The organism is Oceanicella sp. SM1341 (assembly GCF_003448965.1).
Lineage (GTDB): Bacteria > Pseudomonadota > Alphaproteobacteria > Rhodobacterales > Rhodobacteraceae > Paroceanicella.
This window is the reverse complement of the sequence record NZ_QRGC01000016.1, coordinates 53,923-66,866: the sequence shown is the minus strand read 5'-3', so window position 1 is coordinate 66,866 and position 12,944 is coordinate 53,923. Positions and strand designations below refer to the sequence as shown.

The 12,944-nt window shown below is 69.4% G+C and carries 12 protein-coding genes; 4 read left to right on the top strand and 8 right to left on the bottom strand.

Translation table 11 applies throughout. The features are described from left to right. Positions 1–50 precede the first annotated feature (50 nt). The 3 genes from D3P35_RS15215 to D3P35_RS15205 all read left to right on the top strand — a co-directional run bounded on the left by D3P35_RS15215 (position 51) and on the right by D3P35_RS15205 (position 1,476). Complete coding sequence (locus tag D3P35_RS15215; RefSeq protein ID WP_118135644.1) at positions 51–401, top strand: antitoxin Xre/MbcA/ParS toxin-binding domain-containing protein; 351 nt, start codon at positions 51–53, stop codon at positions 399–401. A 63-nt stretch (positions 402–464) separates the two neighbouring features. Then, complete coding sequence (locus D3P35_RS15210; RefSeq protein ID WP_118135594.1) at positions 465–896, top strand: Imm50 family immunity protein; 432 nt, start codon at positions 465–467, stop codon at positions 894–896. Between the two features lie 52 nt (positions 897–948). After that, complete coding sequence (locus D3P35_RS15205; protein ID WP_118135593.1) at positions 949–1,476, top strand: RES family NAD+ phosphorylase; 528 nt, start codon at positions 949–951, stop codon at positions 1,474–1,476. A 3-nt stretch (positions 1,477–1,479) separates the two neighbouring features. Here the strand turns inward: D3P35_RS15205 and D3P35_RS15200 are convergent, their stop codons facing one another. From D3P35_RS15200 to chvE, 8 genes are all read right to left on the bottom strand, one after another. Then, entirely contained in the window at positions 1,480–2,367 is an 888-nt protein-coding gene (locus tag D3P35_RS15200; protein ID WP_118135592.1) for an SMP-30/gluconolactonase/LRE family protein, read from the bottom strand. After that, positions 2,364–3,893 carry an aldehyde dehydrogenase (NADP(+)) gene (locus D3P35_RS15195; RefSeq protein ID WP_118135591.1) on the bottom strand — a complete coding sequence of 510 codons (1,530 nt, stop codon included), beginning with the start codon at positions 3,891–3,893 and terminating at the stop codon, positions 2,364–2,366. The genes D3P35_RS15200 and D3P35_RS15195 overlap by 4 nt, the downstream gene beginning before the upstream one ends. Before the next feature lie 78 nt (positions 3,894–3,971). Further along, positions 3,972–4,904 carry a Gfo/Idh/MocA family protein gene (locus tag D3P35_RS15190; RefSeq protein ID WP_118135590.1) on the bottom strand — a complete coding sequence of 311 codons (933 nt, stop codon included), beginning with the start codon at positions 4,902–4,904 and terminating at the stop codon, positions 3,972–3,974. A gap of 9 nt (positions 4,905–4,913) precedes the next feature. Continuing rightward, entirely contained in the window at positions 4,914–6,656 is a 1,743-nt protein-coding gene (araD, locus tag D3P35_RS15185) for an L-arabinonate dehydratase (RefSeq protein WP_118135589.1), read from the bottom strand. A gap of 30 nt (positions 6,657–6,686) precedes the next feature. Next, positions 6,687–7,697, bottom strand: a complete 1,011-nt coding sequence (araD1, locus tag D3P35_RS15180; protein WP_118135588.1) for an AraD1 family protein — start codon at positions 7,695–7,697, stop codon at positions 6,687–6,689. Positions 7,698–7,718: 21 nt separating this feature from the next. Next, entirely contained in the window at positions 7,719–8,918 is a 1,200-nt protein-coding gene (gene mmsB / locus D3P35_RS15175) for a multiple monosaccharide ABC transporter permease (RefSeq protein WP_118135587.1), read from the bottom strand. Beyond that, positions 8,915–10,450, bottom strand: a complete 1,536-nt coding sequence (mmsA, locus tag D3P35_RS15170) for a multiple monosaccharide ABC transporter ATP-binding protein (protein ID WP_118135586.1) — start codon at positions 10,448–10,450, stop codon at positions 8,915–8,917. Before mmsA ends, mmsB begins: the two co-directional genes overlap by 4 nt. Before the next feature lie 116 nt (positions 10,451–10,566). Then, entirely contained in the window at positions 10,567–11,631 is a 1,065-nt protein-coding gene (gene chvE / locus D3P35_RS15165) for a multiple monosaccharide ABC transporter substrate-binding protein (protein ID WP_118135585.1), read from the bottom strand. Between the two features lie 293 nt (positions 11,632–11,924). Here chvE and D3P35_RS15160 point away from each other — a divergent pair, with 293 nt between their 5' ends. Continuing rightward, the gene (locus D3P35_RS15160; protein ID WP_198670638.1) at positions 11,925–12,944 is read left to right on the top strand and encodes a LysR substrate-binding domain-containing protein; all 1,020 of its coding nucleotides are present in this window, start codon (positions 11,925–11,927) and stop codon (positions 12,942–12,944) included.

The window sequence follows — 12,944 nt, the reverse complement described above, 5'->3', positions numbered from 1 at the left end:
GCACAGGTTTCTTGACGCTATATTGCGTGAGGAAACATGAGGTGACGGTCATGCAGCTTGCACAGTTCATCGAGGGTCAGGTGTTTTCCCCGGCGCGGATCGCCACCGCGCTGCGCACCACCCGCACCGAGATCGCCAGCACCCTGGGGCTGGGGCAGGACGCGTTCTCCCGCGCCTCGCGCATTGCCGCGCGCAAGACCCAGACCCGGCTGCGCGAGATGGTCGAGATCCTCAACCGGGTGGAGCCGATGGCGGGCTCGCAGCTCGCCGCCTATGCCTGGTTTCGCTCCGAGCCGCTGCCCGGCTTCGGCGGCATGACCCCCGACCAGCTGGTGCGCGAGGGCAGGGCCGACCAGGTGCATGCCTGGCTCGACCGGGTGATGGCCGGCGGCTATGCCTGACGCGCGGAGCGCGGGCTCCGTCTCAGCGATATCCGCAGACAAACCACATCGGGGCGGTCACGGATGAATTATTCGGATGTTGCCGGGGGCGATGCTCTGCTGAACTGGTTCGGAGAGGTTCCGAGCTTTCATGATGCCGAAATCGTCAGCCTGTCCCTCAACAGCGCCGGACGCAGCGCCCTGAAGATACATGGCTGGATCATGACCGACGAGCGCAGCTCCGACGGTCATTTCAGGCTGGACAGGCACGCAGTCGTGACGTTCAGCATGACCGGCATCACGGACCTCCGGCTCGACGGGTTCAGCAGCCAGAACGTCATCGCGGGCCTCATCCTCCGGCGCGCAAGCGACAGGGGCGGTGCCGGCCAGCACGGCCTGCCGCAGGATGAGGACGACATCGAGATCGAGTTGCGCCCCTGCTACGGGATGGACGGCTTCATCCGGGCGAAGACGCTGGAGATCTCCTTCGAGCCGGGACAGCCGGGGGAGGACTGATCCCGGGCCCTCGCCCCCGCCTCACGCCGCCCGACCTGCCGGAGATCCGCCGATGCCTGCCGCTGCCACCCGCTTCAAGGGGCTCGTCTACCGGGCGCACAACCCGCAATGGGCCTGGGCGCCGCTGTCGGGCGAGGGGGCGCGGCGCTTCGGCGGGCGGTTCAACGCGCCGGGCACCCCGGCGCTCTACACCGCCCTCACCCCGCTCGGCGCCATCCGCGAGGCAAGCCCGCTGGGCCGGCCGATGCAGCCGCTCACCCTGTGCGCCTATGCGGTGGAGACCGAGGCGCTGTTCGACGCCACCGACCCCGCCGCGCTTGCCGGCGAAGGCGTGGGGCAGGCCGCGCTCGACTGCCCGAACTGGAACCGCGAGATGCTGGACGGCCGGGTGCCGGCCTCGCAGGCGCTCGCGACCCGGCTGGCCGTGGCCGGCTATGCCGCGATGCGGGTGCAGAGCTACGCCCGCGGCGCCGAGCCGGGCGAGGAGAACATCGTGTTCTGGAACTGGGGCGAAGACCGCCCCGCGCGGGTGGTGCTCATCGACGACGACCGCCGCCTGCCGACACAGCCGCCCGGCTGAGGCTCAGCCGATGCGCACCGGCGCGTCCAGCCGGCCGGGGCAGGGCGCGGGCAGCAACAGCTCCAGCGTCTCGCCCGAGAGCGGGGTTTCGGCGAGGGCGGCGGCGTCGAGCCCCTCCTGCGCCGAGGTCACCAGCAGACGCGCCGCATCGGGCCCGAAGAAGGCCGGGCAGGTGGGGCGCGGCACCGGCAGGTCGTAGGTGAGCATCAGCGCCCCCTCGGGCGAGAGCCGCTCGATGCAGGCCCCGTCCCAGCGCGCCACCCAGAGACAGCCCTCCGCATCGGTGACCGCGCCATCGGGCGCGCCGCGGCCGCGGCCGGCATCGAAGGGCCGGGCCTCGCCCGCGGGCAGGCCGGTGGCGGGGTCGAGCGGCACGCGGCGGATCACGCCGGTGGGACTGTCGGAGAAATAGCCCGTGGCGCCGTCGGGCGAGAAGCAGATGGAGTTGGGCACGGTGATGCCCTCGAAGAGCGTGCGCAGCGCACCGTCGCGGTACCAGTAGATGGCGCCGGCGCCACGCTCGGCCTCCAGCCCCATGGTGCCGATCCAGAAGGCGCCGGAGGGGTGGGTGCGCGCGTCGTTCGAGCGGGTGGCGGTGTTCTCCGCCTCGATGGCGAGATGCGGGGTGAGCGCGCCGGTGGCGCGGTCGCGCAGGTGCAGCCCGGTCTCGGAGACGAGGAGCTGGCGCGCGCCGTCCACCGCGGCCATGGCGGAGGCGCGCATCGGCAGCGGGTGCTCGCGCGTCTCGCCGCTTTCCGGGTCATGCTCGAACAGCCGCCGGCCCAGGATGTCAAACCAGTGCACGACCCCCGTGAGGGGATCGCAGGAGGGGCCTTCGCCCAGGGTCGCCGCCGGAGCGCCGAGGCTGCGGATCTCCGGCGCGGCCGTCATTCCGCGCCGCCCTGCAGGTCGGCGGGCAGCAGGCCCTCGGGAATGTTCTGGTAGCTCACCGGGCGCAGGAAGCGGCGGATCGCCATGGTGCCCACCGAGGTGGTGTGCGAGGTGGCCGCCGGGTAGGGGCCGCCGTGCATCATCGCGTCGCAGACCTCCACGCCGGTGGGGAAGCCGTTGGCCAGCAGCCGGCCGGCCTTGCGCTCGAGCACCGGCAGCAGGTCGCCGGCGAGCTCGGCGTCGCCCGCGTCCATCTGCAGGGTGCAGGTGAGCTGGCCCTCGATGCTGCGGGCGATGTCGAGCATCTCGCCCTCGTCGGCCGCGCGCACCAGCAGGCCGAGGGGGCCGAACACCTCCGCGTGCAGCCCGGTGTCGGCGAGGAAGGCCTCGCCGCTGGTCACCAGCAGGTCGGGCGCGTTGCGCCGGCCCTCGCCGGAGGAGCACAGCGGGTGGCGCACGCCCTCGTGGCCGGAGAGCGTGTCACGGCCGCGGCGGTAGGCATCGGCGATGCCGCCCACCAGCATCGGCTGTGCCTCGGCCGAGGAGAGGGCGGAGGCCGCCTCCTTCTCGAAGGCATCGGCCTCCGCGCCGTCGATCAGCACCGCCACGCCGGGGTTGGTGCAGAACTGGCCCACGCCCATGGTGAGCGAGCCCGCCCAGCCGGAGGCGATCTCGGTGCCGCGGGCGGCCAGCGCCTCGGGCAGCACGAACATCGGGTTCACCGAGCCCAGCTCGCCGTAGAACGGGATCGGGTTGGGCCGCGCGCAGGCGAGGTCGTAGAGCGCCCGGCCGCCGCCGAGCGAGCCGGTGAAGCCCACGGCGGTGATGAGCGGGTGCTGCACCAGCGCCTCGCCGGCCTCGCGCGTGTTGGACTGCAGCAGCGAGAACACGCCCGCCGGCAGGCCGCAGGCGCGGATCGCCGCGTCGATCGCCTCGGCCACGATCTCGCCGGTGCCGGGGTGGGCCGGGTGGCCCTTCACCACCACCGGGCAGCCGGCGGCGAGGGCGGAGGCGGTGTCGCCGCCCGCGGTGGAGAAGGCGAGGGGGAAGTTCGAGGCGCCGAACACGCCCACGGGGCCGAGCGGGCGCTGCATCAGCCGGATGTCCGGGCGCGGCAGCGGCTGGCGGTCGGGCAGGGCCTTGTCATGGCGGATGTCGAGGTAGTCGCCCTTGCGGATATGCGCGGCGAAGAGGCGGAGCTGGCCGGTGGTGCGGCCGCGCTCACCCTCGAGCCGGCCGGCGGGCAGGCCGCTCTCGCGGGTGCCGATGTCGGTGATGATGGCGCCGCGCGCCTCGATCTCCTCGGCGATCTTCTCCAGGAACACCGCGCGCTCCTCGCGCGTGGTGTAGCCATAGGTCCAGAAGGCTTCCTCGGCGGCCTGCACCGCGTTGTCGACATCGGCCGCGCTGGCGAGGCTGATCTTCGCGGAGGGCCCGCTCACCGGGTCGGAGTCGAAGGTGGTGGCGGAGGTGACCCAGTCCCCGGCGATGAGATGCCGGCCGGTGGGGGTGTAGCTGTCTGTCATGACTGTCTCCTGTGCGTAGCCCCCGGGGAACCGCCCGCCCTCACGGCGGCCCGGCCCCGGGGGCTGGTCGTTTCGTGTTCAGTCGTGGAACGGCGCGGTGCGGGTGATCCGGCCGGTCAGGAAGGCATCGGCGACGATGCGCAGGGGTGTCACGTCGACATCCCGGGCGCCGCTGTCAAGGAGACCGGCGAACTCGGTGTAGAGCCCGTCGTATTCCGCCTCCTGCTCCTCGAGCACCAGCTTGCCGTCCACTTCCATGCGCTTGCCGCCGCCCGAGAGCTTCAGCGTCTCGCCGGAGGCGTCGACCTCGAGGTCCCACAGCGGCGGGCCGTCATGCGCCCAGTCGAAGGCGACCTCCATCGGCGTGCCGGCCGCATCGCGCAGGGCGAGGTCGGCGCGGATCGGCGTGGCGCGGTTTTCCGGGAAGCCCAGCTCGGCCGAGAGCAGCCGAAGCGGCGCGGGCCAGATGGCGGTGAGGATGGAGAGCGCGTTGATGCCGGGGTCGAACACCCCCAGCCCGCCGGGCTCCCAGATCCACTGCTGGCCGGGGTGCCACTCGCGCACATCCTCCTTCCAGTTGATGCGCACGGCGGAGGGGCTGCGATCGGCGATCCATTCCCGCGCCGGGGCCACGGCGGGGGCGTGGCGCGAATGCCAGGTGGCGTAGAGCACGAGGCCGCGCTCCTTCGCGAAGGCGGCGAGATCCTCCACCTCGCCCAGCGTGGCGCCGGGGGGCTTTTCGAGCATCACGTGGCGCCCGGCGGCGAGTGCCGCGCGCGCCATGTCGTAGCGCACCTGCGGCGGCACGCAGAGCGAGATGACGGGGATGTCCGGCCGGGCGGCCAGCATGTCCCCGAGATCGGTGAAGGTCTCCACCCCCTCCACCCCGCCGGAGCGGCTCACCGTGGCGGCGAGCTCATACTCCGGCAGCCGGGCGATGGAGGGCAGGTGCTGGTCGTGGGCGATCTTGCCGAGGCCCACGACCGCGACCTTCCAGGGCTGCTTGGTCATCTCGTCTCCTCAGTGCGAGTCGCGCGGAACCTCGTGGCCCCGGCAGCCGACGAGGAAGTCGAAATCCGCACCCCGGTCCGCGCCCAGCACGTGGTCGTGGAAGAGCTGGGCATAGCCGCCCTTCGGCGTGCGGATCGGCGAGGCCCAGGCGGCCAGGCGCGCGTCGATCTCCTCCTGCGGCACATCGAGGTGCAGGCGGCGGCCCTCCACGTCGATCTCGATCATGTCGCCGTTCTGCACGATGGCGAGCGGGCCGCCGGCAGCGGCCTCCGGCGCCACGTGCAGCACCACCGTGCCATAGGCGGTGCCGGACATGCGCGCGTCAGAAATGCGGATCATGTCCTTGATCCCCTTGCGCAAAACCTTCGGCGGCAGGCCCATGTTGCCCACCTCGGCCATGCCGGGGTAGCCGCGGGGCCCGCAGTTCTTCATCACCATGATGCAGGTCTCGTCGATATCAAGGCTCTCGTCGTTGATCTTCGCCTTGTAGTCGTCGATGTCCTCGAAGACCACCGCGCGGCCGCGGTGCTTCATCAGCGCAGGCGAGGCGGCGGAGGGCTTGAGCACCGCGCCCAGCGGCGCGAGGTTGCCGCGCAGCACCGCGATGCCGCCATGCTCGGTGAGCGGGCGGTCGAGCGGGCGGATGACGTCCTCGTTCCAGTTGGTGACATCCTTCACCTCCTCGGCCATGGAGCGACCGGAGACGGTGAGCGCGTCGCCATGCAGGTTGCCGCTCTCCAGCAGCGCCTTGAGCACCACCGGCAGGCCGCCCGCGTAGAAGAACTCCTCCATCAGGTATTCGCCCGAGGGCATGAGGTTGACGATGGTCGGGATGTCGCGGCCCAGCCGGTCCCAGTCGGCGAGCGTGAGGTCGATGCCCACGCGCCCCGCAATGGCCAGCAGGTGGACGACGGCGTTGGTCGATCCGCCGATGGCGCCATTGGTGCGAATGGCGTTCTCGAAGGCTTCTTTCGTAAGGATATCAGAAGGTTTCAGGTCGTCCTTCACCATCTGAACGATGCGCCTTCCGGTGAGCTGGGACATCACGCGGCGCCGCGCGTCGACCGCCGGGATGGCGGCATTGCCCGAGAGCGCCATGCCGAGCGCCTCGGCCATGCTCGCCATCGAGGAGGCGGTGCCCATGGTGTTGCACGAGCCGGGGCTGCGCGACATGGCGATCTCGGCCTCGAGGAAATCATCCCGGGTCATCTCGCCCGCCTTGATCGCCTCGGACATCTGCCACAGCGCGGTGCCCGAGCCCACGCGCTCACCGCGGAACCAGCCGTTGAGCATCGGCCCGCCGGTGACCACGATGGCCGGGATGTCGGCCGAGGCCGCGCCCATCAGCAGCGCGGGCGTGGACTTGTCGCAGCCCACCATCAGCACCACGCCGTCCACCGGGTTGGCGCGCAGCGCCTCCTCCACGTCCATGGCGCAGAGGTTGCGGTACATCATCGCCGTGGGGCGCAGCGAGCTCTCGCCCGGCGAGAACACCGGAAACTCGACCGGCAGGCCGCCGGCCTCGTAGATGCCGTTCTTCACCCGCTGCGCGAGGTCGCGCAGGTGGGCGTTGCAGGGCGTGAGCTCGGACCAGGTGTTGCAGATGCCGATCACCGGGCGGCCGTCGAACAGGTCGGCGGGCAGGCCCTGGTTCTTCATCCAGGAGCGGTGGTAGATGTTGTCCCGGCTGTCACCGCCATACCATTCCTGCGAACGGAGGCGGCGGGGCCAGGCGGCGGGTTTGAAGGTCATCGGTCGGGTATCCGTTCGGAATGAGGAGCGTCAGAGGGTGGCGACGGCATAGGCGCCGCCCGAGGCGGGCTCGGGGGCGGCCACGGCCAGCGGGTTGCGCAGGGGCAGGCCGAAGGGCCCGGCCTCCATCTCGAACACGTCGCCCGGCGCCACGGAGATCTTGTCGGCGAAGGAAAGCGTGGCGGTGCCGAACATGTGCACATGCACGTCGCCCGGGCTGCGGAAGATGCCGTACTTGAAGTGGTGATGCTCGAGGTTCGCGATGGTGTGGGACATGTTCTTCTCGCCCGAGAGGAACGGCTTCTCCCAGTAGGCCTTGCCGTCGCGCAGGATGCGCGAGGTGCCGGCGATGTCGGCCGGCGGGTCGCCCAGCAGCATCTCGGGGCCGAAGGAGCAGGGGCGCAGCTTGGAATGGGCGAGGAACAGGTAGTTCTGCCGCTCGGTCACGTGGTCGGAAAACTCGTTGGCGAGCGCGAAGCCGAGCCGGTAGGGCGTGCCGTCCGGCCCGTTCACGTAGATGCCGGCGATCTCGGGCTCCTCGCCGCCGTCCTCGGCGAAGGCGGGGGAAACGAGGGGCGCGCCGGGGGCCACGGCGGCATGGCCGTTGCCCTTGTAGAACCACTCGGGCTGCACGCCCACCTCGCCGGGCTTCGGCCGGCCGGCCTCCAGCCCCATGCGGAACATCTTCATCGAGTCCGTCAGCACCTCTTCCTCGGCCGCCGCCTTGTCCTTCTCGTGCATGGCCGAGCGGGTGGAGGCGGAGCCCAGATGCGTGAGCCCGGTGCCGGTGAGATGCATGTGCGTGAGGTCGGGGTGAGTGATGGGCAGCAGCACGCGGCCCTCCTCGTAGGCGCGCTCGAGGTCCACCGCCTCGCCGAAGCCCAGGGCGTTGATGCGGTCGATCATCTTCGTGCCGCTCGCGATGCAGGACTGCGCGATCTCGTAGACGGACGCCGCGTCACGCACGGTGTAGGCCTCGGTTCCGTTGCGAACCACCACGCGCAGCGCGCCGCCGGCATCCTTGATCTGGGAAATGAGCATTTCGGTATGTCTCCCCGGCCCTCAGGCCTTGTTCTTGTTGTAAACGTCGAAGATCACGGCGGCGAGCAGCACCAGCCCCTTGATCACCTGCTGATAGTCGATGCCGATGCCCAGGATCGACATGCCGTTGTTCATCACGCCCATGATGAAGGCCCCCACCACGGCGCCGATCACCGTGCCCACGCCGCCCGACATGGAGGCGCCGCCGATGAAGCAGGCCGCGATCACGTCGAGCTCGAAGCCCAGGCCCGATTTCGGCGTCGCGGTGTTGAGCCTTGCTGCAAAGACGAGGCCGGCGAGCGCGGTGAGCACGCCCATGTTCACGAAGGTGAGGAAGGTGAGGCGCTTGGTGTCCACGCCCGAGAGGCGGGTCGCCCCCTCGTTGCCGCCGAGCGCGTAGATGCGCCGGCCGGTGACCGTGCGGGTGGTCACGAAGGAATAGACCGCGATCAGCAGCGCCATGATGATGAGCACGTTGGGAAAGCCGCGGAAATCGGCCAGCGTCCAGGTCATGTAGAGCAGCGCGAGGGCGATCACCACGTTCTTGCCCAGGAAGAAGGCGAAGGGCTCGTCCACCGAGCCGCCGCGCTCGGCCCGCGCGCGGGAGCGGAAGGAGAGGTAGAGCATGATCGCGGTGGTCGCCACGCCAAGGATGAGCGAGATCACCGAGAAGCCCTTCATCGTCATGATGTCGGGGATGAAGCCCGAGGCGATCTTGCCGAAGCTCGCCGGGAACGGGCCCACCGAGGCGCCGTCGAGCAGCCAGAGCGAGAGCCCCTTGAACACCAGCATGCCCGCGAGGGTGACGATGAAGGAGGGGATCTTCCAGTAGGCCACCCAGTAGCCCTGCGCCGCCCCGATGGCGCCGCCCACGATGAGGCAGGCGATGGAGGCGAGGAACCAGTTCACCCCCCATTGCACGGTCATCACCGCGCAGAGCGCGCCGACGAAGCCCAGCACCGAGCCCACCGACAGGTCGATGTTGCCCGAGACGATGACCAGCATCATCCCCACCGCCATGATGACGATGTAGGAGTTCTGCAGCAGCAGGTTTGTGAGGTTGACCGGGCGCAGCAGGATGCCGCCGGTGAGCACCTGGAACAGCGCCATGATGACCACGAGCGCCACGAGAATCCCGTACTCGCGCATGTGGTTGCGGATGAAGCCGAAGGAGGAGCCGCGCGCGGCCCGCCCCCCCTGCTGGATGGTCTCGTCGCTCATGCGGCCCTCCCGTCGGCACGGATGATCATGCTCATGATTTTCTCCTGGCTGGCCTCGGCCGCCTGCATCTGGCCCAGGAACCGCCCTTCGTTCATCACGTAGAGCCGGTCGCAGATGCCGAGCAGCTCGGGCATTTCCGAGGAGATCACGAGGATCCCCCGGCCCGAGGCGGCGAGGTCGCGGATGATGGTGTAGATTTCGTACTTGGCGCCCACGTCGATGCCGCGGGTGGGCTCGTCGAGGATCAGGATCTGCGGGTCGGCGAAGAGCCACTTGCCCAGCACCACCTTCTGCTGGTTGCCGCCCGAGAGGTTCTTGGTCGCCTGCGCGATGCCGGAGGATTTCACGTTGAGCCGCTTGCGGTAGTCCTCGGCCACCGAGATCTCGCGCTGGCTGTCGATGATGCCGCGCTCGGACACGCCCTCGAGGTTTGCCAGCGTGGTGTTGTGGCGGATCGAGTCGTCGAGCACCAGGCCGAGGGACTTGCGGTCCTCCGTCACGTAGCAGATGCCCGCGGCGATGGCCTTCTTCACGGTGGAGGTGTCCACCGGCTGGCCGCGCATCTCCACCGTGCCGTTGATGCCGCTGCCCCAGGAGCGGCCGAAGAGGCTCATCGCAAGCTCGGTGCGCCCGGCGCCCATCAGCCCCGCGATGCCCACCACCTCGCCCGCGCGCACCGAGAAGGACACGTCGTCCACCGCCATGCGCTCGGAATGCTGCGGGTCACGCACGTTCCAGTTCTTCACCTCCAGCAGCACCTCGCCGATCTTCGGCTCGCGCGGGGGGTAGCGGTCGGAGAGCGAGCGGCCCACCATCTCGCGGATGATGTCATCCTCCGAGATCTGGCCCGGCACCACCTCGCGCGTGCTCACCGACTGTCCGTCGCGCAGCACGGTGATGGAGTCCGACACCTTGCTCACCTCGTTGAGCTTGTGGCTGATGAGGATGGCCGAGATGCCCCGGCGCTTGAACTCCAGCATCAGCTCGAGCAGGGCCGCACTGTCCTTCTCGTTGAGCGAGGAGGTGGGCTCGTCGAGGATGAGCAGCTTCACGTCCTTCGCCAGCGCCTTCGCGATCTCGACGAGCTGCTGCTTGCCCAGCCCGAGATCGGAGATCTTGGTGCGCGGGCTGTCCTTCAGCCCCACGCGGGCCAGCAGCTCGGCGGTGCGCCGGTAGGTCTCCGACCAGTCGATCACCCCGTTCTTCGCGCATTCGTTGCCGAGGAAGATGTTCTCGGCGATGGAGAGCTGCGGCACCAGCGCGAGCTCCTGGTGGATGATGACGATGCCCTCGGCCTCGCTGTCATTGATGCCGCGAAAGGATTTCTCCTGCCCCTCGTAGAAGATGGCGCCCTCGTAGGAGCCGTGGGGATAGACCCCGGAGAGGATCTTCATGAGGGTGGACTTGCCGGCGCCGTTCTCGCCGCAGAGCGCGTGGATCTCGCCACGCCGCACCTTCATGTTCACGTTGTCGAGCGCCTTCACCCCCGGAAAGGTCTTGGTGATGTTGCGCATCTCGAGAATGGTATCCATTCATGCCCCCGCTGGACAAGGCTCCGCCGGGGCGGCGGGCCCGGGGGCCCGTCGCGCGCGGCTCATGCCGGGTTCGGCAGGGCGCGGGGCAATGCCGCCCGCGCCCTGCCAGCCTGTCACTCGATCTCGGCTTCGGTGTAGTAGCCCGAGCCGATCAGGACCTCTTTCCAGTTGTCCTTCGTCACCAGCACCGGCTTGAGCAGGAAGGAGGGGACCACCTTCATGCCGTTGTCGTAGGTCTCGGTGTCGTTGATCTCCGGCTCGCCGCCCTCGAGCAGCGCGTCGACCATGCCCACGGTCACGCGGGCCAGCTCGCGGGTGTCCTTGAAGATGGTGGAATACTGGTCGCCGCGCAGGATGGCCTTGACCGACTGCACCTCGGCGTCCTGCCCGGAGATGTAGGGCATCGGCTGCTCGGCCGAGCCGTAGCCCACGCCCTTGAGCGAGGAGATGATGCCGATGGACAGCCCGTCATAAGGCGAGAGCACCGCGTCGACGCGGTCGTTCGTGTAATGGGCGGAGAGCAGGTTGTCCATGCGGGCCTGGGCCACCGAGCCGTCCCAGCGCAGGGTGCCGACCTTGTCCATGCCCATCTGGCCGGACTTCACCACCAGCTTGCCCTCGTCGATGAGCGGCTGGATGACCGACATCGCGCCGTTGTAGAAGAAATAGGCGTTGTTGTCGTCGGGCGAGCCGCCGAAGAGCTCGATGTTGAACGGCCCCTCGGCACCGTCCTTGAACAGCGCATCCACGATCGACTGCGCCTGCAGCACGCCGACCTGGAAATTGTCGAAGGTGGCGTAATAGTCGACGTTCTCGGAATCGCGGATCAGCCGGTCATAGGCGATCACGGGGATGTCGGAGGCGGCGGCGTTCTCCAGCGCGTTGGAGAGGGTGGTGCCGTCGATGGCCGCGATCACCAGCACGTTCACGCCCTTGGTGATCATGTTCTCGATCTGCGCGAGCTGGTTCGGGATGTCGTCCTCGGCGTACTGCAGGTCGGTCTCGTAACCGGCGTCCTGCAGCTGCTTGACCATGTTGTTGCCGTCGTCGATCCAGCGCGCCGAGGACTTGGTGGGCATCGCGACGCCGACATAGCCCTTGTCCTGAGCAAGGGACGGGCCGCCGAATGCGGCGGCAGCCAGCGCCACGGCACCAACCGCTGTGTTGAAGAATCTCATCATTTCCTCCCGGTGACGAACCAGCCGACTGGGGCCGGTCTCTCGCGTCTTCGTTCTCGGATGCGAAGCGTCGTTCGTGTGTTCGGTTAACGGAACGTTGATGCCCCGGATCCGTTCGGGACGTTATGTCGCGAGCTCTATAGCATTCAAATTCTATTACATGATCCAGATATATGGATTACGATATGTCGAGGCAGAACCTCTGCCGGGAATGGTCCCGGAGTGCGGGAATCGCGCGGCAGGGTGCAACCGGACGTTGCGTCACCCGTGCAAACGGTCGGAGGACAGGAGCGATGCCCGAGCGCATGCCGGAGGAGGAGGGCGCCGCCCTGCGCCGCCGCGAGGACCGGCTGGTGCGGCGCGGCATGCGCCTGCCGCACCTGCGGCTGATGGCGGCGCTGGAGAGCACGGGGCAGATCTCGGCCGCGGCCTCGGCGCTGGCGATGTCCCAGCCCGCCGCCTCGCGCCTCTGCGCCGAGATGGAGGAGATGACCGGCGTCAGCCTCTACCGCCGCACGGGCCGGGGGGTGGAGCTCACGGTCTACGGCCAGCGCCTCGCCCGGCGCGCCCGCACCATCCTGCGCGAGCTCGACGAGGCCGACCGCGAGATCACCGAGCTGCGCTCCGGCCTCTCTGGCCGGGTGCGCATCGGCGCGGTCACCGGGGCGGCGATCGAGCTGCTGCTGCCCGCCATCCGCCAGGCGCGGGTGAACTACCCGGGGATCGACATCTCGGTGGAGGTGGGCACGTCGGACGAGCTCTGCGGCATCCTCGACAGCGGGCGCATCGACTTCTTCCTCGGCCGCATCCCCGCCACGCGCGACGTGCGGCGCTACGGCGCCGAGTTCCTCGCCGAGGAGCCGGTGAGCCTGGTGGTGCGCCCCGGCCACCCGCTGCTGCGCCACAGCCCGGTGCGGCTGGAGGATTGCGTGCGCTTCGACTGGGTGATGCAGCCCGAGGGCGCGCTGCTGCGCCGCACGGTGGAGGACCGGCTGCAGCAGCTCTCGGTGCCGCTGCCGGCGAAGGTGCTCTCCACCTCCTCGCTGCTGCTCACGCTCATCACCATCTCGCAGACCAACGCCATCACCCCGGTGGCGCGCTCGGTGGCGGAATTCTTCGGGGCGAGTGCCGATTTCGGCGCCCGGCTGGAGGCGCTGCCGCTGGCGCAGGTGATCTCGATCTCGCCCTATTCCATCGTGTCGCTGCCGGGGCAGAGCCTGTCGCCCGCCTCGCAGATCATCCACGACCTGGTGCGGCGGCGCTTCATCGACCGCGGCGCGGCCGCGGCCCCGCCGCCGCCCGAGCCGATCTGA

Excerpts from the sequence above, each read along its gene's own strand:
- D3P35_RS15210 (WP_118135594.1), top strand. The coding sequence starts at position 465 with ATGAATTATTCGGATGTTGCCGGGGGCGATGCTCTGCTGAACTGGTTC.
- D3P35_RS15195 (WP_118135591.1), bottom strand. The coding sequence starts at position 3,893 with ATGACAGACAGCTACACCCCCACCGGCCGGCATCTCATCGCCGGGGAC.
- D3P35_RS15205 (WP_118135593.1), top strand. The coding sequence starts at position 949 with ATGCCTGCCGCTGCCACCCGCTTCAAGGGGCTCGTCTACCGGGCGCAC.
- D3P35_RS15190 (WP_118135590.1), bottom strand. The coding sequence starts at position 4,904 with ATGACCAAGCAGCCCTGGAAGGTCGCGGTCGTGGGCCTCGGCAAGATC.
- D3P35_RS15200 (WP_118135592.1), bottom strand. The coding sequence starts at position 2,367 with ATGACGGCCGCGCCGGAGATCCGCAGCCTCGGCGCTCCGGCGGCGACC.
- D3P35_RS15160 (WP_198670638.1), top strand. The coding sequence starts at position 11,925 with ATGCCCGAGCGCATGCCGGAGGAGGAGGGCGCCGCCCTGCGCCGCCGC.
- mmsB (WP_118135587.1), bottom strand. The coding sequence starts at position 8,918 with ATGAGCGACGAGACCATCCAGCAGGGGGGGCGGGCCGCGCGCGGCTCC.
- araD1 (WP_118135588.1), bottom strand. The coding sequence starts at position 7,697 with ATGCTCATTTCCCAGATCAAGGATGCCGGCGGCGCGCTGCGCGTGGTG.
- D3P35_RS15215 (WP_118135644.1), top strand. The coding sequence starts at position 51 with ATGCAGCTTGCACAGTTCATCGAGGGTCAGGTGTTTTCCCCGGCGCGG.
- araD (WP_118135589.1), bottom strand. The coding sequence starts at position 6,656 with ATGACCTTCAAACCCGCCGCCTGGCCCCGCCGCCTCCGTTCGCAGGAA.
- mmsA (WP_118135586.1), bottom strand. The coding sequence starts at position 10,450 with ATGGATACCATTCTCGAGATGCGCAACATCACCAAGACCTTTCCGGGG.
- chvE (WP_118135585.1), bottom strand. The coding sequence starts at position 11,631 with ATGAGATTCTTCAACACAGCGGTTGGTGCCGTGGCGCTGGCTGCCGCC.